The organism is Bradyrhizobium sp. WYCCWR15520 (assembly GCF_056174665.1).
Genome location: NZ_JBWBWM010000030.1, coordinates 1 through 19,694, shown reverse-complemented (window position 1 = coordinate 19,694; position 19,694 = coordinate 1). Strand labels below are relative to the sequence as shown.

The 19,694-nt window shown below is 62.7% G+C and carries 13 protein-coding genes and 2 pseudogenes; 8 read left to right on the top strand and 7 right to left on the bottom strand.

Annotated elements, in window-relative coordinates:
• The first annotated feature begins 89 nt into the window (after positions 1-89).
• Positions 90-2,237: a sensor domain-containing protein gene (locus tag AC0QUY_RS29645; RefSeq protein WP_475389780.1), complete on the top strand. Its 2,148-nt coding sequence runs from the start codon at positions 90-92 to the stop codon at positions 2,235-2,237.
• Positions 2,238-2,353: 116 nt separating this feature from the next.
• On the opposite strand, the gene AC0QUY_RS29640 is transcribed toward AC0QUY_RS29645, so the two are convergent.
• Entirely contained in the window at positions 2,354-2,872 is a 519-nt protein-coding gene (locus tag AC0QUY_RS29640) for a MarR family winged helix-turn-helix transcriptional regulator (protein ID WP_475389779.1), read from the bottom strand.
• A gap of 174 nt (positions 2,873-3,046) precedes the next feature.
• Here AC0QUY_RS29640 and AC0QUY_RS29635 point away from each other — a divergent pair, with 174 nt between their 5' ends.
• Genes AC0QUY_RS29635 through AC0QUY_RS29625 form a run of 3 tightly spaced genes read left to right on the top strand, consistent with a single transcriptional unit; the run spans position 3,047 to position 6,590 of the window.
• Positions 3,047-4,087, top strand: a complete 1,041-nt coding sequence (locus AC0QUY_RS29635; RefSeq protein WP_475389778.1) for a branched-chain amino acid ABC transporter permease — start codon at positions 3,047-3,049, stop codon at positions 4,085-4,087.
• Between the two features lie 5 nt (positions 4,088-4,092).
• A complete protein-coding gene (locus tag AC0QUY_RS29630; RefSeq protein ID WP_475389777.1) occupies positions 4,093-5,862 on the top strand; it encodes a branched-chain amino acid ABC transporter ATP-binding protein/permease in 1,770 nt (589 codons plus the stop codon).
• Complete coding sequence (locus AC0QUY_RS29625; RefSeq protein ID WP_475389776.1) at positions 5,859-6,590, top strand: ABC transporter ATP-binding protein; 732 nt, start codon at positions 5,859-5,861, stop codon at positions 6,588-6,590. The genes AC0QUY_RS29630 and AC0QUY_RS29625 overlap by 4 nt, the downstream gene beginning before the upstream one ends.
• A 63-nt stretch (positions 6,591-6,653) precedes the next feature.
• Here AC0QUY_RS29625 and AC0QUY_RS29620 read toward each other — a convergent pair whose 3' ends face one another.
• Positions 6,654-6,938, bottom strand: a complete 285-nt coding sequence (locus AC0QUY_RS29620) for an usg protein (RefSeq protein ID WP_475389832.1) — start codon at positions 6,936-6,938, stop codon at positions 6,654-6,656.
• 265 nt (positions 6,939-7,203) lie between these two features.
• On the opposite strand from AC0QUY_RS29620, the gene AC0QUY_RS29615 reads away from it, so the two are divergent.
• From AC0QUY_RS29615 to AC0QUY_RS29600, 4 genes and pseudogenes are all read left to right on the top strand, one after another.
• Positions 7,204-7,521, top strand: coding sequence for a co-chaperone GroES (locus AC0QUY_RS29615; protein WP_475389775.1), 318 nt, complete (start codon positions 7,204-7,206; stop codon positions 7,519-7,521).
• A gap of 136 nt (positions 7,522-7,657) precedes the next feature.
• Complete coding sequence (groL, locus tag AC0QUY_RS29610) at positions 7,658-9,307, top strand: chaperonin GroEL (protein WP_161851683.1); 1,650 nt, start codon at positions 7,658-7,660, stop codon at positions 9,305-9,307.
• A 188-nt stretch (positions 9,308-9,495) separates the two neighbouring features.
• Positions 9,496-10,450 (top strand): annotated as a pseudogene (gene pip, locus AC0QUY_RS29605) (prolyl aminopeptidase).
• Positions 10,451-10,689: 239 nt separating this feature from the next.
• A pseudogene (locus AC0QUY_RS29600) lies at positions 10,690-13,270 on the top strand (EAL domain-containing protein).
• A gap of 137 nt (positions 13,271-13,407) precedes the next feature.
• On the opposite strand, the gene AC0QUY_RS29595 reads toward AC0QUY_RS29600, so the two are convergent.
• The 5 genes from AC0QUY_RS29595 to AC0QUY_RS29575 all read right to left on the bottom strand — a co-directional run bounded on the left by AC0QUY_RS29595 (position 13,408) and on the right by AC0QUY_RS29575 (position 18,670).
• On the bottom strand, positions 13,408-14,559 hold the full coding sequence (locus AC0QUY_RS29595) for an ABC transporter substrate-binding protein (RefSeq protein ID WP_475389774.1): 1,152 nt from the start codon (positions 14,557-14,559) through the stop codon (positions 13,408-13,410).
• Positions 14,560-14,662: 103 nt separating this feature from the next.
• Positions 14,663-15,082: an acyl-CoA thioesterase gene (locus tag AC0QUY_RS29590; protein WP_161851680.1), complete on the bottom strand. Its 420-nt coding sequence runs from the start codon at positions 15,080-15,082 to the stop codon at positions 14,663-14,665.
• Between the two features lie 99 nt (positions 15,083-15,181).
• A complete protein-coding gene (locus tag AC0QUY_RS29585) occupies positions 15,182-15,943 on the bottom strand; it encodes an SDR family NAD(P)-dependent oxidoreductase (RefSeq protein ID WP_161851679.1) in 762 nt (253 codons plus the stop codon).
• 23 nt (positions 15,944-15,966) lie between these two features.
• On the bottom strand, positions 15,967-17,865 hold the full coding sequence (locus AC0QUY_RS29580; protein WP_475389771.1) for a feruloyl-CoA synthase: 1,899 nt from the start codon (positions 17,863-17,865) through the stop codon (positions 15,967-15,969).
• Between the two features lies 1 nt (position 17,866).
• Complete coding sequence (locus AC0QUY_RS29575) at positions 17,867-18,670, bottom strand: crotonase/enoyl-CoA hydratase family protein (RefSeq protein WP_475389770.1); 804 nt, start codon at positions 18,668-18,670, stop codon at positions 17,867-17,869.
• Between the last annotated feature and the right edge of the window lie 1,024 nt (positions 18,671-19,694).

Here is a 19,694-nt window from a genome sequence, read left to right as displayed (position 1 = left end):
TCCTCGAAGCTGCGATTCACCAGCATGGTCTTCTAATGACCGCTCTCCTGGGGGAGGAGAGCCGCCCTTGGCGGCTGGGGAAACGCTACATGACGGATCACGGCCAGATCACCGCCTCGCGGTCGGCGCAGTCGAGTGCGCAGCTCGAAGAGGCGATCAACCATTTGTCGCTCGGTATCGTCATTTTCGACGAGAAGCGCGAAGTCGTTTTCTGCAATGAGCGCTACAGGGAAATGTACGGGCTCTCGCCCGAACAGGTGAAGCCGGGGACACCGACCCATGAGCTGATCCGGCATCGGCTCAGGCTCGGCCTGAAGGTGCAAGTCGCGGTAGATGACTACATCCGTGAGCGCGTCGGCCGCGACATCGCGCTCGATACCACGGTGCAGGAGTTCACTGACGGCCGGTTCATCGCCTACACCGTCTACCCGATACCCGGCGGCGGCGGGATGGCGACCCACGAGGACATCACCGAGCGCGAAGAGCTCAATGCCCGGCTGAAGAAGCAATATGAACTCGGCAGGCAGCAGGAAGAGACCCTGCGCGTCAGAAACTTCCAGTTCGACACCGCGATCAACAACATGTCGCAGGGGCTTTGCTTCTTCGATTCCGATCACCGCCTGATCGTCTGCAACGATCGCTTTGTCGAGATGTATGATATCGCGCCGGAGCGAGTCAGTCCCGGCATGTCGCTGGTCGAGATCGTCGATCTGCGTTTTGAAGCCGGCAGCTTCCCCGCCATGACGCGGGACGAATATCTGCAATGGCGCACGAACGTAGCGGTTTCCAACGAGGCGAAAGACAGCATCGTCGACCTGATGAACGGGCGCACCTTCAAGATCCGTCATCGCCCGATGCCCGGCGGCGGCTGGGTCGCGACCCATGAAGACATCACCGAGCAGCGCCAGTCCGAGGTCAAGATCGAATACATGGCGCATCACGACGCGCTCACCGACCTTGCCAACCGCGTGTTGCTGAACGAGCGACTCGAGTATGCGCTGGGCAGGGTTCAGCACGACGAAATGGTCGCCGTCCATCACCTCGACCTCGATCAGTTCAAGGCCGTGAACGACACGTTCGGTCATCCCTGCGGCGACAAGTTGCTCAGGATCGTCGCCGACAGGTTGCGCGCCCTCGTCGGCGTGGCCGACACGATCGCACGGATGGGAGGCGATGAGTTCGTGATCGTGCAGGCCGCGATCGCTGATCCCGCCGACGCCACTTCGCTGGCGCAGCGCGCCATCGATGCGCTGAGCGAACCCTATGACATCGACGGTCAGCAGGCCGTGATCGGCGTCAGCATCGGTATCTCGGTCGGCCCCGGAGACGGCGCGAACCCCGACAAGTTGCTGCGCAATGCCGATCTCGCACTCTATCGCGCCAAGAGCGACGGCCGCGGCACGTTCCGTTTCTTCGAGCCTGCGATGGACCTGCAGATGCAAACCCGCCGCATCATGGAGCAGGATCTGCGCCGAGCGCTGCCGGGAGGCGAATTCGAGCTGTACTATCAGCCGGTCGTCAACCTCGCCAGCAAGGAAATCAGCGGCTTCGAGGCCTTGATCCGCTGGAATCATCCGATCAAGGGAATTGTCTCGCCGGCCACATTCATCCCGCTGGCCGAGGAAATCGGCTTCATCGTTCCGATGGGCGAATGGGTGATCAGGCAGGCCTGCGCGACCGCCGCGCAATGGCCCGACCACCTTCACGTCGCCGTCAATATTTCAGCAATGCAGTTTCGCAGTTCCGGCCTGATGCAGGTGATCATCGGCGCGCTCGCAGACTCCGGTCTTGCGCCGACGCGGCTCGAGATCGAAATCACCGAGACCGTCCTGCTCCACAACAAGGAAGCGACGCTCGCGCTGCTGCATCAGTTGCGCGGGCTCGGAATCCGAATCGCGATGGACGATTTCGGCACCGGATATTCATCGCTGACCTACTTGCAGAGCTTTCCGTTCGACAAGATCAAGATCGACCGTTCGTTCGTCAAGAACATCACCGAGGATTCGAGCTCGCTCAATATCGTGCGGGCGGTTGCCGCGCTTGCCAATGGCATGGGCATGACGGCCACCGCCGAGGGCGTGGAAACCGCAGAGCAGCTCGACAGCATTGCATCCGAGGGATGCACGGAGATGCAGGGCTTTCTGTTCAGCAAGCCACTCCCCGCCGCCGAGATCGAGCGGCAATTCCTGTCGGGCCGCGGACCGCGCGAGGCTCAAGGTCGTATCGTCGCGGCTTGATCGCCGAGCTCGTCATTCCGGAGCGCGCGAAGCGCGAATCCGGAATCTCGAGATTCTCAGGTGCGCAATTGCGCACCATAGTTCGCATCTTCGATGCGCCCCGGAATGACGGACACTCAAAACTCCGTCGCGATCTTCGACAGCATTTCGAGCAGGGCGATGCGGTTGGCAGGCCCCAGCAATTCGTTGAGCCGCGCCTCGTGCTTGCTGGCGACGAGCTTCTTGGCGCGCGCCAATACCGCTCTTCCCTTGTCGGTCAGGACCAGAATGTGCGAGCGGCGGTCATTGGTTGACCGCATCCGGGTGCAGAGATCGCGGCTCTCCAGCGCGTCCAGCATCGAGACGAAATTCGGCCTGAGAATGCCGAGCGTGTTGGCGATTTCGGTCTGATTGCGCCCGGGATTGCGGTCGAGCAACAGTAGCACCGAGAACTGCGCTGGCGTCAGTTGCAGCGGCGCGACGCAGCGCAGGAAATCTTCGAACACCTTGAGCTGCGCGCGCTTGAGCGAATAGCCGAGCAGGTCGGCGAGTTCGCCTAGCTGCAGCCCGGCATTGTCAGCGGCGCCATCGGCAATCTCCTTGCCATTGCTCCGCGACGGCTTGACGGCATCGGTGGCTGCCTTGGAAACTGTCATGGCGTGAGGCTCGCACCCGGAAAGTGCCTCGACCGATGGCCGGGGCCTTGATGTTATATTTGATAATTGTTATTGATTATATCAAATATCGGCGCCTTTCAACTGCCGAGATGTGGGACGGCCGGCAAACCGCGCGAGGTCAGGCCGGCGACGCTTTTAGGGGGAGCGCCAGTCTTGAATACGACGATCATGCTGTTCCTGCTGCAGGACGGCATCACCAATGGCGCGATCTATGCGCTGCTCGGGCTCGCGTTGGTGCTGGTATTTGCCGTCACGCGCGTCATCCTGATCCCGCAGGGTGAGTTCGTCACCTTCGGCGCACTGAGCTACGCCGTGCTGGCGACCGGCAAGGTGCCGGGCACCGCGTGGCTGGCGCTCGCCATGGGCGTGGCTGCCTTTGCTCTCGATCTGTTTGACGCGCGACGGTCGCTACGGCTCAAGCGAGTCCTGCGCGCCCTCGCCCTCAACATCGTTCTCCCCGCCGCGATCCTGGCCCTGACCTACGGGCTGGCCGGTCCCAAGACGCCGATTGCGGTCAACATCGCGCTGTCGCTGCTGATCGTCGCGGCGATCGGGCTGTTTCTCTATCGCATCGCGTTCCAGCCGCTCGCCCATACCTCGGTGCTGGTGCTGCTGATCGCATCCGTCGGCTGCCATCTCGCCCTGCAGGGCCTTGGCCTCGTGTTCTTCGGCGCCGAGGGTCTGCGCGGCCCGGCGTTGTCGAGTGCGGCATTGACGGTCGGCCCGCTGCGCTTCACCGGCCAGAGCCTTGCGGTCTACGGGCTGACCATCGCCTTCATCGTCGCGCTGTGGCTGTTCTTCGGCTTCACGTTGATGGGCAAGGCGCTGCGCGCCACCGCGGTCAATCGCCTCGGCGCCCGCCTCGTCGGAATCCGCACCACACTGTCGGGCCAGATCGCATTCCTGCTGGCGTCATTGATTGGCGCCATTTCCGGAATCCTGATCGTGCCGATCACCACGCTCTACTACGACACCGGCTTCCTGATCGGCCTGAAAGGCTTTATTGCCGCAATCATCGGCGGCCTCGTCAGCTATCCGCTCACCGCGGTCGCCGCGCTATTGGTCGGCAGCGTCGAGGCGTTCTCCTCGTTCTACGCCAGCAATTTCAAGGAGGTCATCGTCTTTACACTGATCCTTCCCGTGCTGGTGCTGCGTTCGCTCGCGGCGCCCGCAGTCGAGGAAGAGAAGGACTGACGGCGATGAAGCAGCGAACCCCTCTCCTCATCTTCGCAGCTCTCATGGCGGCGATCCCGTTCATTCCGGGCATCCCGCCGTTCTGGATCGTGCTGCTCAACAATATTGGCCTCGCTGCGTTGGTGGCGATGGGGCTGGTGCTGCTGACTGGCGTCGGCGGCCTCACCTCGTTCGGCCAAGCCGCCTTCTGCGGCTTCGGCGCCTACACCACGGCGGTACTCACCACGGCCTACGGAGTCTCGCCATGGCTGACGCTGCCGCTCTCGCTTTTGGTCAGCGGCATTGCCGCCGTTTTGCTCGGCATCATCACGGTGCGGCTATCCGGCCATTATCTGCCGCTCGGCACCATCGCCTGGGGCATCGGCCTGTTCTATCTGTTCAGCAAGCTGGAATTCCTCGGCCGCAATGACGGCATCTCCGGCATCCCGCCGCTCTCGATCGGCAACTTCCGCATGCTCGATCCCGGCACGATCTATTTCGCGATCTGGATCGGCGTGCTGGTGTCGGCATTGCTGACCATGAACCTTCTGGACTCCCGTACCGGCCGCGCGATCCGCGCATTACGGCGCGGCCATATCGCCGGTGAAGCGTTCGGCGTGCAGACGCCGCGCGCCAAGCTATTGGTGTTCGTTTATGCGGCGGTTCTCGCCGGCCTGTCCGGCTGGCTCTATGCGCATTTTCAGCGCGCGGCCAACCCGACGCCGTTCGGCGCGCATGCCGGCATCGAATATCTCTTCATCGCAGTGGTCGGCGGCGCCGGCTACGTCTGGGGCGCGGTGCTCGGCGCCGGCATCGTCGTGATCCTCAAGGAGATCCTGCAAAGCTATCTGCCCTATGTCTTCGGCGGTCAGAGCCAGCTCGAGACCATCGTGTTCGGCATCCTGCTGGTCGTTCTGCTGCAACTGGCGCCGACCGGCGTCTGGCCCTGGCTGATGGCGCGATTGCCGCTCAGGGCGGGCCGCAAGGCACCCGACACGTCGCTTCCCCTTGCCAAGCGCGAGCGCGCGCCGGCCGCTGCTGCCGCGCTGCTGCAGATCGAGAAAGCGCGCAAGCAGTTCGGCGGCGTGATTGCCGTCAACGACGTCTCGTTCGACGTCGGGGCGCGCGAGATCGTCGCCCTGATCGGGCCCAACGGCGCCGGCAAGAGCACGACCTTCAACCTGATCACGGGCGTGCTGACGACGACCGGCGGCACCATCTCGGTGCTCGGCCACAAGGTCGACAACGCCCCGCCGCAGGAAGTCGTCAAGCTCGGCGTCGCCCGCACCTTCCAGCACGTCAAGCTGGTGCCCGACATGACCGTGCTGGAGAACGTCGCGATCGGCGCGCATCTGCGAGGGTCTGCGGGCGCGATCTCCAGCATGTTCCGGCTGGACCGCGCCGATGAGGCAAAGTTACTGGCGGAAGCCGCGCGTCAGATCGAGCGCGTCGGCCTCGGCGACCAGATCGACCATTTGGCAGGAAGCCTGTCGCTTGGCCAGCAGCGCATCGTCGAGATCGCACGCGCGCTCTGCGTCGATCCGTTACTGCTGTTGCTCGACGAGCCGGCCGCAGGACTGCGTCACATGGAAAAGCAGCGGCTTGCCACACTGCTCCGCCAGTTGCGCGACGGCGGCATGTCGGTGCTGCTGGTCGAGCACGACATGGGTTTTGTGATGGATCTTGCCGATCGCGTGGTGGTGCTGGATTTCGGCACCAAGATCGCCGAGGGCACGCCGGCCGCGATCAAGACCAATCCCGACGTGATCAAGGCCTATCTCGGAGCTACCGCATGAGCGCGCTGTTATCGGTCTCCGACGCTCACGTTTCCTACGGCAAAGTCGAAGCCGTGCGCTCGGTGTCGCTTGAGGTCGCCGACAACGAGATCGTCACCATTATCGGCGCCAACGGCGCCGGCAAGACCACGCTATTGAACGCCATCATGGGCGTGCTGCCGCTCAAGGGCGCCACCACCTTCGCCGGCGCCGACATGGCCCCGCTCGACATCGAGGATCGCGTCGCGGCGGGCCTCTGTCTCGTGCCCGAGCACCGCGAATTGTTCGGCACCATGAACGTCGAGGACAATCTGCTGCTCGGGGCCTTCCGGATTCCGAAAGCCACGGCCGCACAATCGTTCGAGCGCGTCTACGCGCTGTTTCCGCGGCTGAAGGAGCGGCGCAAGCAATTGGCCGGCACACTCTCCGGCGGCGAGCAGCAGATGCTGGCGATGGGCCGCGCGCTGATGGGCGCGCCAAAACTGCTGATGCTGGATGAACCCAGCCTCGGGCTGGCACCGATCATCGTCGCCGACATCTTCCGCACCATCGGCGAACTGCGCGCCGCCGGCGTCTCGGTGCTGCTGGTCGAGCAAAACGCGCAAGCGGCCCTCAAGATCGCCGATCGCGCCTATGTCATGGAGCTCGGCGAATTCATCCTCTCGGGATCGGCGGGCGACATCGCCAACAACCAGCGGGTTGCGGCGAGCTATCTCGGCTTCCAGCACGAGGGCGCGAGCGATATCTAGGGCGCGTTCTGATAAATTCTGTTCGGCAAGTGCAACTCTCTGTTCGCTTCGTTCGCCCTCGCGTTAATGCAGCCGGAAGACTCCGTTCACGGCGCGTAGTTCGACAGGCTTGATCAGTTTGGAGTGCGCGACGGTGACCGCAAACAGCGGGCCTTCGAGCTTTGTTTCCCAGAACGCGAGGAAATCCTTCAACGCCGGGAAATCCGGAAACATATCGTAGTCCTGCCAGACGTAAGTTTGCAGCAGCCAGCGCCGATCCGGACGGCGATAAACGATCTCCGCTGTTGTCAGCCCGTAGCCTAAGACCTGCTTCCTGAAATCCTTGGAAACCGCATCTTCCTCGACGATGCCAACCTCCAGCCCAACTGAAGCGTAGTGCGTGATTCTCAATTCGCCAAAAGCGAAACGTTCAATAGGTCATAGCAATCAACGCTCTAGCAGCATGTTACTGCACCTGCTAGCAGTCGGGCCTCCTCCAGAAACTCAAGCGCGGTCAAACATCGTGGGCCGAAGCCCTTGCACCACAGTGTCACAGGCTTATGTGAAGGACGGCTAGCACTCGCCCATTGCGACTGCCAATCCAGAAATAATCATAAAAGCCATGGAGGATCGCATGAAGTTCCGTCCGCTCCACGACCGCGTCGTGGTCAAACGCATCGACGCCGAAGACAAAACCGCTGGCGGCATCCTCATTCCTGACAGTGCCAAGGAAAAGCCCTCGCAGGGCGAAGTCGTCGCCGTTGGTCCGGGCGGCCGTGACGAAGCCGGCAAGCTGATCCCGATCGACCTCAAGGTGGGTGACCGCGTGTTGTTCGGCAAGTGGTCGGGCACCGAGGTCAAGCTCGATGGTCAGGAGCTTCTGATCATGAAGGAAAGCGACATCATGGGCGTTCTCACCGACGCTCCCGCCGCCAAGAAGAAGGCCGCTTAAGCGCTTTAGCCGTTACCTCATCCTGAGGAGTCGGCGCAGCCGGCGTCTCGAAGGAAGAGGCCTGCAATCCAAATCTCATCCCTCAGGAATCCGCCCAGTCGCGCGGATCTTGGGATCTGAGAGTACGGAGGTCATCATGTCAGCCAAGGAAGTCAAATTCGGCGTCGATGCCCGCGATCGCATGCTGCGCGGTGTCGACATTCTCCACAATGCCGTCAAGGTGACGCTCGGCCCGAAGGGCCGCAACGTCGTGCTCGACAAGTCGTTCGGCGCCCCCCGCATGACCAAGGACGGCGTCACCGTCGCCAAGGAAATCGAGCTTGAGGACAAGTTCGAGAACATGGGCGCGCAGATGGTGCGCGAAGTCGCCTCCAAGTCGGCGGACGCTGCCGGCGACGGCACCACCACCGCGACCGTTCTGGCGGCGGCGATCGTCCGTGAAGGCGCCAAGTCGGTTGCCGCCGGCATGAACCCGATGGATCTGAAGCGCGGGATCGATCTGGCTGTTGAAGCCGTGGTCGCCGACCTCGTCAAGAACTCCAAGAAGGTCACCTCGAACGAGGAAATCGCCCAGGTCGGCACCATCTCCGCCAACGGCGACGCCGAAATCGGCAAGTTCCTCGCGGATGCCATGAAGAAGGTCGGCAACGAGGGCGTCATCACGGTCGAGGAAGCCAAGTCGCTCCAGACCGAGCTCGAAGTCGTCGAAGGCATGCAGTTCGACCGTGGCTACATCTCGCCCTACTTCATCACCAACGCCGACAAGATGCGCGTTGAAATGGACGACGCCTATGTCCTGATCAACGAGAAGAAGCTCTCCTCGCTGAACGAACTGCTGCCGTTGCTGGAAGCCGTAGTGCAGAGCGGCAAACCGCTTCTGATTATCGCCGAAGACGTTGAAGGCGAAGCGCTCGCCACCCTCGTCGTCAACCGTCTGCGTGGCGGTCTGAAGGTCGCGGCCGTCAAGGCTCCGGGCTTCGGCGATCGCCGCAAGGCCATACTGCAGGACATCGCGGTTCTGACCGGTGGTCAGGCGATCTCGGAAGATCTCGGCATCAAGCTCGAGAACGTTACGCTGCAGATGCTCGGTCGCGCCAAGAAGGTGATGATCGACAAGGAGAACACCACCATCGTCAGCGGCGCCGGCAAGAAGGCCGACATCGAAGCCCGCGTGGCCCAGATCAAGGCGCAGATCGAGGAAACCACCTCGGACTACGACCGTGAGAAGCTGCAGGAGCGTCTGGCCAAGCTCGCGGGCGGCGTCGCGGTGATCCGCGTCGGTGGTGCGACCGAGGTCGAGGTAAGGGAGCGCAAGGATCGCGTGGATGACGCGATGCATGCGACCCGCGCGGCAGTGGAAGAAGGCATCGTGCCCGGCGGCGGCGTTGCCTTGCTCCGTGCCTCCCTGCATCTCAAGGGCCTGCGCACCAAGAACGACGACCAGAAGACCGGCGTCGAGATCGTGCGCAAGGCGCTGTCTTGGCCGGCCCGCCAGATCGCGATCAATGCGGGCGAAGACGGTTCCGTCATCCTCGGCAAGATCCTCGAAAAGGACCAGTATGCCTACGGCTTCGATTCGCAGACCGGCGAATATGTCAACCTGATCGCGAAGGGCATCATCGACCCGACCAAGGTCGTTCGCGTGGCGATCCAGAATGCAGCCTCGGTTGCGGCGCTCGTGGTCACCACGGAAGCCATGGTGGCCGAAGTGCCGAAGAAAAACCAAGGCGGCGCCGGTATGCCTCCTGGTGGCGGCATGGGTGGCATGGGCGGTATGGACTTCTAAGTCCAACCATTCAGAGCACAACAATATGAAAGGCCCGGCAGCGATGCCGGGCCTTTCTGCATCCGCTGCACGCCTATCTCGACGACGATAGCTGCATGGTGGTGACCGCACCCAAGGGATCGAGTTGCAAGGAGGTTGGAAGAGTGCGAATTTTTGACCATGCCTTCGTCGATTTCGCGAGCCAGAGAATGACGCCACTCCGCACGCTCTATCCACCGATTGAGCCATACACAGTTGGTTTTTTGGATGTCGGCGACGGGCATACGATCTACTACGAACGCTGCGGAAAACCCGGCGGCAAACCAGCGGTATTTCTTCACGGCGGCCCGGGTGGGGGCGTTACTCCAGACCATCGCCGGCTATTCGACCCCTCCGTCTATGACGTGATGCTGTTCGATCAGCGCGGATGCGGGCGCTCGACGCCGCATGCCGAGCTCCATGCAAATACGACGTGGCATCTCGTCGATGATATCGAGCGGCTACGTCAAATCGCAGCCGTGGAAAAGTGGCTTGTTTTTGGCGGGTCGTGGGGGTCGACGTTGGCTCTCGTATACGCGGAGGCCCATCCCGAACGCGTTTCCGAACTGATCCTGCGCGGCGTTTATACTGTGACTCGGGCCGAGATCGAATGGTACTATCAACATGGCGTTTCGGAGATTTTTCCCGAGAAATGGGAACGCTTCCAGGCACCGATCCCGGAGACCGAACGCAACAATATGATCGCCGCTTATCGCAAGCGGCTGACGAGCGACGATCCCTCCATACGGCTGGAAGCGGCAAGGGCCTGGAGCGTTTGGGAAGGCGAAACGATTACGCTTCTCCCGAATGCGAAACTGTCGAACGCGCACGCCGACGATCACTTCGCCCTCGCGTTCGCGCGCCTCGAGAATCACTACTTCTCCAACGGCTGCTGGCTTGAGGACGGTCAGATATTGCGGGATGCTTTCCGCCTCCGCGGCATCAAAGGCGCGATTGTGCATGGCCGCTACGACATGCCATGCCCGGCACGCTATGCGTATCAACTACACAAGGCCTGGCCTGAAGCGGACTTTCATCTGATCGAGGGCGCCCCATGCCTACGATGAACCGGGCATTCTTGATGCGCTGATTAAAGCGACAGATGGTTTTGCTCGGCAAATCTGAGCGGTTATCACCAAGCTGGACGAGGTCGGCATCAGGTTCCCGCCATGTCGGCTTGCCCCTGAAAGCGGATTTCGCCGCGCCTTCACTTACACAATCTTAAGCATGATATGAGTTCCGTCCCTATCGTGTGAGTTGCACGACTTCCCGAATACTCGCGGTCTCCTAACTTGCGGTACTGCAACCACTTTCCGCCCAACGCCGGGGCGTCGAGGGCGGCTGGCGGATCACAAGGGCAGACGATGCGCGCCTCCGATTACTCTGATGTCGAGACCACTGAATTCCTGCTGGCGGCGCTTGAGCAGGCCAGCGAGGCTGTCGTCATCGTCGACGCTGATCTGCTTGTGAGCCATTTCAACGCCGCGGCGGAATCGATCTGGGGCGTCGCCCGTGCGGATATCCTGGGTCTCGATGCAAGCTGTCTCGGTCTTGCGGACCTGCAGCCGAATTCTGAAATCACCATCCGGCGCTGCGACGGCACCCGGCTTCGCGCATCCGCATCGGTCTCACGCGTCGGGATCGGCGACCGAAGCGGCTACATGGTCTTCGTTCGGGACATCACCGCCGAGGTCGAACGGCGCGAGCGGATCGCGCTGTTGAACCTGGTGGCCGACAAGACCACCCGCGCCGTCGTCGTCACCGATCGCAATCTTCGCGTCGTCTATACCAATGCGGCGTTCTCCGGAATGTTCGGATACACGGCGACGGAGACGCAGGGGCGGCAGGCCAATGAGTTGCTCGCCAGGCGGCTTACCGACCGCAAGACCCTGGCGAGGCTGCGCCGCCGCATCTGCGACGGACGTGGCGACGAGGAGGAGATCCTCGCCTACGACAGAGATGGCAATGAGATCTGGGTCTCGGCCACGGTCAAGGCATTCCACAACGATCGCGGGCGGATCAAATACGTATTCGCCCTGCTCAGCGATATCTCCGAGAGCAAGCAACTGCGGTCGCTGCAGCAACTCATCATGGGCGCGCTGGCCGACGAACTTCCGCTCACCGAGATCGCCGACCGGCCTTGCCGGCGCGTCGAAGTCATTGCGCCTGATGTCGTCGCTTCGGTATTTGCACGTCGACTCCGACGGATTGGTGCATCCGCTGGGTGGTCCCAGCCTGCCCGATGACTACTGCCGCGCCCTCGAAGGCGTCGCCATCGGTCCGAACATCGGCTCGTGCGGATCGGCCGCGTATTTCGGCACGCCGGTGCTGGCCGAAGATCTCGACACCGACCCGCGCTGGCAACCTTTCAAAGCGAAGCCGCTGGAGGCCGGACTGAAGGCTTGCTGGTCGACGCCGATCAAGGCCAAGGACGGTCGCGTGATCGGAACCTTTGCCTTCTATTTCAGGGAGCGCCGCGCGCCGAGCCGCTGGCATCAGCGGATCGTGGATGCCTGCGTTCAGCTCGGCGCGCTGGCGATCGAGCGCAAGGAGGCGCGGGCCCAGATCGCCCGCCTCGCCTACCACGACATGCTGACCGGGCTGCCGAACCGCACGCAATTGCGCCAATTGGTCAACCAGGCGATCGACGATGGCAGGGGAAAGCAGTTCGCGCTGATATTTCTCGATCTCGATCACTTCAAGGACGTCAACGATACGCTCGGACACTCGGCCGGCGACGCGCTGCTTGTCGAATTCGCCAAACGGCTGCGCGCCCGCATTCAGCCCTCCGACCTGCTGGGACGGCTGAGCGGCGACGAGTTCGTCATCGTCCTGCCGAACTGCGATCCGGCCCGCGCCTCGCTGGTCGCCTCAAACATCACCGCAGCGCTGGCCTCGCCGATTTGGATCGACAACCGCCAGGTACCGATTTCCGCCAGCATGGGCATCAGCATCTATCCCGACAACGCCACCGACATCGATACCTTGATGCAGCAGGCCGACGCGGCGATGTACCAGGCTAAGCAGGCCGGTCGCTCGACCCATCGCTTCTTCAGCGCCGACATGAACCGCCTCGCCGAGCAACGGCTCGTCTTCAGCGCGGCGCTCCGCCAGGCCATCGCCAATGACGAGTTGAGGCTCGTCTATCAACCGCAGACCCGAACCGTCGATGGCGCGCTTTACGGCGTCGAGGCGCTATCGCGCTGGCATGATCCCGAGCTCGGCGAAGTCCCGCCCTCGAAATTCATTCCACTGGCCGAGGAGGTCGGCCTGATCGAGCAGATCGGCCTGTGGTCGATCCGCGAAGCCTGCCGGCAGATGGCCGCCTGGCGCCGCGCCGGACTGGACGTGCCCTGCGTGGCCGTCAACCTGTCGCCACTCAATTTCCAGAATGCGAAGCTTGCGGCCGTGGTGGCGGAGACCATCGCGGCCAATGGCCTACCGCCGGAAGCCTTGATGCTCGAGATCACCGAAGGCGTGCTCGTCAACGAGCGTACGGCCGCGATCGAGACCATGAATGCGATCCGCAAGCTCGGCGTCGGGCTGTCGCTGGACGATTTCGGAACCGGCTATTCGAGCCTGAGCCGGCTGGCGCATCTGCCGATCCGCGAATTGAAGATCGATCGCAGCTTCATGCGCAACATCGAGCGCGACGCCAGCGCGCTCGCGATCGCTACCGCCGTCGTCCGTGTCGGCCAGAGCTTGAAGATGGCCGTGGTCGCCGAGGGCGTCGAGACCGAGGGGCAGCGCAAGCTCCTGGCCGGGCTCGGCTGCGACGTCGTGCAGGGCTATCTCTGTGCGCCCGCGATGTCGCCCGAAGCGTTCGAGCGATGGCTGGTCGATCACGTCGCCGGGCAGGCCCGCACGATGTTGCGAAGCGTCGATGAGGTACGTGCACAACCGACGTCATCGATGCTGATCGCGTCCACGAGTGGTTGGCTGTAGGGTGGGCAAAGGCGCAACGCGCCGTGCCCACCATCTCTCTTCCATTCGTCGCACTATGGTGGGCACGCTTCCGCCTTCGCTCGTTGAGCTACGGCGGGACAAGTCGCTTTGCCCACCCTACGAAGTTCGCATGCCCCTCACTTCGCCGGGACGTACTTTCCGTCCTTCACCGTGAGGATGATGCGCGAGCGGTCGTCGAGGCCGTAGCGATCCTTTTCGGTGAAGTTGTAGACGCCCTGGCTCGCCGCGATTTCCTTTTCCGACATCAGCGCCAGGCGGATTGCCTCGCGGAATTCCGGCGTGCCCGGCTTGGCCGTCTTCAGCGCCACCGGCACCACGCGCTTGAGCACTTCGAAGGCGTCGTAGGAGTGACCCGCGAATTGGCTGCGGCTGTTGGCGCCATACTTGGCTTCATAGGCGGTGTTGAGGGCGAGGCCCGGCTTCTTGGTAAGCGCGCTGTCGGGCTGCGTTTCCGGCGACATCACTGGACCAGACGCCATGAGCACACCCTCAGCCGACGGACCCGCGATGCGAATAAAGTCCATGCTGGCGGCACCGTGGGTCTGGTAGATCAGGCCCTTGTAGCCGCGCTCACGCAGCGTGGTTTGCGGCAAGGCTGCGGCGGTACCGGAGGCGACGACCAGGATCGCGTCGGGATTGGCGGCAACGAGTTTCAGCGCCTGGCCTGCGACCGAAGTATCAGGCCGCGCAAACCGTTCTTCGGTGCTCATGGTCAATCCCATGGGGACGGCCTGGTCCTTAAAATCCTTGGCCCAGAGATCGCCATAGGAATCGTTAAAACCGATAAAGCCGACCGTCTTGATGCCGTGCGCCTTCATGTGCTCGTACAGCACCTTGCCCACGATCGGGATCGGCTGCGGCATGGCGACCGACCACTTCATGCGCGCTTCGTTAATCGGGAGCGGCGCCAAGCCGAAATGTGGAATCCCCGCCTCATTCGCGACGGTGGAGACGGCGACCGTCGGCGGCGTCGTCGAGGAGCCCATGATGATGTCGGCCTTGGATTCGGTCACGAACCGCCGCGCATTGGTCGTAGCCGTGGTCGGGTCGCCGCCATCGTCGAGCACGATGATCTTGATCGGCACGCCGCCGATTTCCTTCGGCACAAAATCGAGCGCGTTACGCTCGGGAATGCCCAGCGCCGCCGCGGGGCCGGTCGTGGTGACGGTGATGCCGATCGTGATTTCGTTGGTCTGCGCAACCGCCGGCGAGCCCGGCAAAGCGAGCGCCGCTACAATGGCTGCAGCGGACAGAAAAGCCTTCTTCATTCATTCCTCCCTTGATTATCTATTTATTGTCTTAAGCAAAACTCGTCGGACTATTCAGCCCCTCCTTTAGGTCATGCCGGGCGTCCAAGTCAGCCCTAAAAAGTCAGCTCCGCATGAACCGCTCGATGATCTCCGGCGGCATCGGCGCCGATTTCAGCTTTGCCGGATCGTCCGGATGCTTGCCGACCAGCACGCGGGTCTCGAACGCCTCGATCGCCAACGCCTCACCCTTGAACACGTTATGGACGACCTCGAAGCTGGATCGCTTGAAGCTCTCGATCCGGCTTTCGATCCGGATCCAGTCGCCATGGGTCGACGGGATGTGGAATTTCGCTCGCGTGTCCACCATGGGGATGCCGACCAGGCCGTATTTGTGGATGATGTCCTGCTTCGAAAAGCCGGCGGCTTCGAACATGATCGAGGTCGAATCGTCGAACATCGCGAAATAACGCGGGTAGTAAACGATGTTGGCAGGGTCGCAATCGCCCCACTGGATCTGCACGTCGCGCCGGTTGACGAACATGGATTACCCCCGATCAAGACGCGATTTTGTCGATCGCATCATGATCTCCTTTCCTTGTTTACACATGAAATCCGCTTCGCACTTTGCAGGGATCATGCGCTAGCGCGGCGCCATGCGGAGCGCGGCATCGAGCCGCACCACTTCGCCGTTGAGATACGGGTTGTCGATCATGTGCAGCGCCAGCGAGGCAAACTCATCGGCCTGGCCGAGGCGGCGCGGGAACGGAATCGAGGCCGCGAGCGAGTCCTGAGCCTCCTGCGGCAGATTGGCGAGCAGCGGCGTGAGGAACAGGCCCGGCGCGATCGTCAGCACGCGAATACCGAACTGCGCCAGCTCGCGCGCGATCGGCAGCGTCATGGCGACGATGCCGCCCTTGGAAGCCGAATAGGCCGACTGGCCGATCTGGCCGTCATAGGCCGCGACGGACGCGGTGGAAATCACCACGCCACGCTCGCCGGTCGCAAGCGGCTCCAGCTTCGACATCGGAGCCGTCGCCAGCCGCAGCATGTTGAAGGAGCCGATCAGATTGACCTTGATCACCTTGTCGAAATCACCGAGCGCCATCGGGCCGTCCTTGCCGATCACGCGCTTGGCGACGCCGATGCCGGCGCAGTTCACCAGCACACGCGCGGGACCGTGGGCCGCCGCAGCCTTGGCGATTGCAGCCTCCGCGGAGGCGGCGTCGGAGACGTCGCAGATCACGGCGACGCCGCCGATCTCGGCGGCGACATCCTCAGCAAGCTTGGCGTTGAGATCGCAGATCGCGACCTTGGCGCCCTGCGCCGCGAGGCGGCGCGCAGTCGCCGCGCCCAATCCCGATGCGCCGCCGGTAACGATGGCGGCCTGATTGTTCAACTGCATGGTGCTCTCCCTGACAAACTCAGTTACGATTTCGGTAACAGCGTAATGACCTGCGCCGACGGCGCGGGCGAATAGATCTCCTCGATCAGCGCGCTGCGGTTTTCCAGAACCGCGCGCTGGTTGATCGAGCCCTTGTCGGTGACCTCGCCGCGGTCGATCGACAGCGGCGTATCGAGCAGCACCGCGCGCGTGATCCGGGTCGATGAGCCCGTCGCGCCAGCTATCAATTGCTGGAAGCGTTCACGGAAGGCGGCCACGATCAGCGGATCGGACGCCGCGGCGGCCAGATCGTCCTGCGGCAGCGTCGGATTGATCAGGCGGCAGCCATCGAGATCGAGCACCACCAGCGCCGAGATTTCGTCGCGGTTGATGCCGGCAATGACGACGTCGCGCACCAGCGGCGCGCAGGCCGCAACGAAGCGCGCCCGTAACGGACCGACGCTGACCCAGGTGCCGCTGGCGAGCTTGAAGTCCTCGCCGATGCGGCCGTCGAAATCGAAGCCAGCGTCGAAATTATCTGCAACGGCCGGCTTGAGCGCGTCGCCCATCTTGTAGAAGCCTTCCTCGTCGAAACACTTCGCCGTCATGTCCGGCTGGCGCCAATAGCCCGGCATCACGTTCGGCCCCTTGGCGCGAACTTCCAGCTTGCCATTGTTGGGCACCAGCTTCGCGTCATTGCCGAGAACCGGCAGCCCGACATGGCCGGAGCGGCTAGTGTGCGGATTGACCGACATGAAGAACGGCGCGGTTTCGGTGGCGCCAAGCCCCGTCAGCATCGGCACGCGATAGCCGGTTTCCCGAACCGACAATTCGTCGAGGCTGTTCCAGACGAAGGCCGACAGCGCGGCGCCCGAGAAGAACATCGCATGGAGGCGGGCAAAGAATTTTTTGCGCAAGGCTGAATCGTCGCGCAGATAGGGCAATAGCGATTCATAGCCCTTGGGCACGTTGAAATAGACCGTCGGCGAAATCTCCTGGAGATTGCGCACGGTCTCCTCGATGCCGCCGGGCATCGGCTTGCCCTCGTCGAGATACATCGAGCCGCCATTGTACAGCGTCAGCCCGATATTGTGATTGCCGCCGAAGGTGTGATTCCATGGCAGCCAGTCGACGATGACCGGCGGCTCGTCCTTCAGGAACGCCAGCGTCTCGCGCAGCATCACCTGATTGGCGCAGATCATGCGCTGGGTGTTGATGACGGCTTTTGGATTGCCGGTCGAGCCCGACGTCAGCAGGAATTTGGCGATCGTATCCGGGCCGATGGCCTCGTGCACCGCGTCGAGGCGCGGATGCAAAGGCGCTGCCATCAGGTCCGCAAGACCAGTTATTTCACGTCCCGCGACAGTGCCGCGCGACGCCGCGATCTCGGTGCCGAGCGAGACGTTGGCTGTGAGCGCATCGGCGAATTTCGTGGCGTCGTCGGCGAAGACGAGGCCGGGCGTCAGCAGCTTCATCAGATAGCCGAGCTTGCCGTAATCCCGCGACACCAGCGAATAGGCCGGTGATACCGGGCAGAAGGGAATGCCGGCATAGAGCGCGCCGAACGCGACCAGCACATGATCGATCGAATTGCCGGACAGGATGACGACCGGCCGCTCGGCGGAAAGGCCACGTGCCAACAGCGCCGACGCAATGTGCCGCGACGACGCAAGCAGCTCGGCATAGGTGATCTGCCGCCAGCCGCGTGCGGCGTTGCGCTCCGCCATGAAGACGCGGTCCGGCGCGGTGGCGGCCCAATGGTGTAGGCGGTCGGTGATGCGCACGGGATAGTCGGTGAGTTGCGCCTTCGGGCGCAGATAGATGGTGCCGTCGTCGCGGCGCTCGACATGCACCGCGGGCGTGCCGAATGAGATCGGGCGCAGCGGATGATCGGCGCGCGCGGCTGAACCGGTCGAGGCGGACATCGAGGGCGTGGCGCTCATGTCAGGTCGGCTTCACCTTTGCGGTCTTGTGGTCGAGAAACGCGCGAATGCGGCGTTTTGCTTCCTTGTCGCTCTGCGCCACCGTCGCCATCAGGGATTCCATCAGAAGGCCGGTCTGCGGATTGGCCTCTGCGATCATCGGCAGCGCCTGCAACACCGCAAAGTTGGTCAGCGGCGCGTTCGCAGCCACGCGTTCGGCGAGCTCCAGCGCCTTCGGCAGCGCACCGCCGGCATCGGTGAGGTATTGCGAGAAGCCGTAGGCGGAGCCTTCGGTCGCCGAATAGACCCGCCCCGTCAGCATCATGTCGATCATCCGCGCCACCCCGATCAGCCGCGGCAGCCGCACCGATCCGCCGCCGCCGACGAAAATGCCGCGCTGGCCCTCGGGCAGCGCGAAATACGCGCTCGGCTCGGCGACGCGGATATGCGCGGCGCAGGCCAGTTCCAGCCCGCCGCCGATCACCGCGCCCTTCAGCGCCGCGATCACGGGGACGCGGCTATACTGGATGCGGTCGAATACCCGGTGCCACATCTGGGAATGCAGCAGGCCGCCGGTCGCATCGTGCTCGGTGAGTTCGGACAAATCGAGGCCGGAGGAGAAGTGATCGCCGACGCCATGAACGACGACGGCCCCGATATCGTCAGGCAGGTTGGCGAAGCAATCCTGGATCGCCAGGATGATGCCGTCATTCAGCGCATTGCGCTTGGCCGGACGGTTGAGGCCGACGGTCAGCACCGCGCCCTTCTGCTCGATCTTGAGCAGGTCGGATTGACCCGCTGCTGCGGTGGAGCCGGCGTTTCCCATGGGTGTATATTACTTCCTCTGCAGAATAGTTATATTTTATAACGATCTCGGGAGGAGTCAAGACGGCTGTCTGGCCACGACAAACCGTTTGCACCCCACGCACGGGGGTAACAGAAATACGCCGCGGCCTATCCCCGTCATTGCGAGCGCAGCGAAGCAATCCATACCTCGACTCGGGGGCAGATGGATTGCTTCGCTTCGCTCGCAATGACGTGGATATAGTTTCGCGATCTCGCGACATGTTTTGCCCGAGGTATGCATGTTCGTTTGCCCTCCTCTCCAAGCTGAGGGCGCAGGGAAGACCGGGTGCGCGCCGCACCCGCGGTCTCGCGTGCAATGTGCACAAGGAAGTGCGCACACGAGCATACAGGTTCGGCGGAAGCATCCCGGCCTTCCCTGCGCAATGGCTTTACGACTTACTTCGTGCTCTTCCCGGAGAACGGCTCTTTTGCCTCCGTCGCCTGCGCTCCGTATCGCAAGCTTAGCACCAGCACCGCGGCGCCCGAACCACACGACTTCGCCGTACGCATCCGGCGCGAGCGTCTATCGCGCCATCAGCGTCCATCGCATCTCACCGCGCGTTCGTGACGATGGCCAACGCCCCTCATCTGCCGTAAGACGGCCGGAGTTATGCGACTGATTTGCCCGCCCTGTTAAGCGGAATATTTTTGATTCCCGGGCTTGACACGATTTCTGAAAATCAGAAGTGATTTGCCCATTAAGTTGATTTGTCGCAGTCTGCTACCCGAACTAGAGCTTGGCGCAAAAGGCAAATCACCCGCAGCGGTAGGGTGGGTGAGCGACTTGTCCCGCCGTAGCTCAACGAGCGAGCGCCCACCATCGAGCAAACAAGATTGGTGATGGATGGTGGGCACGTCGCTTACGCTCCTTTGCCCACCCTCATATGAGGGCTTTTGAGTCAAGCGTGCCGACTGGTGGCTTGGATGTGAATTTTGTATTCGGTGGAGTGGCGGCGCGCGGAGCCATGCGTAGCGCAGCGTGCCGCCGCGGTCGGTGCGCTCAG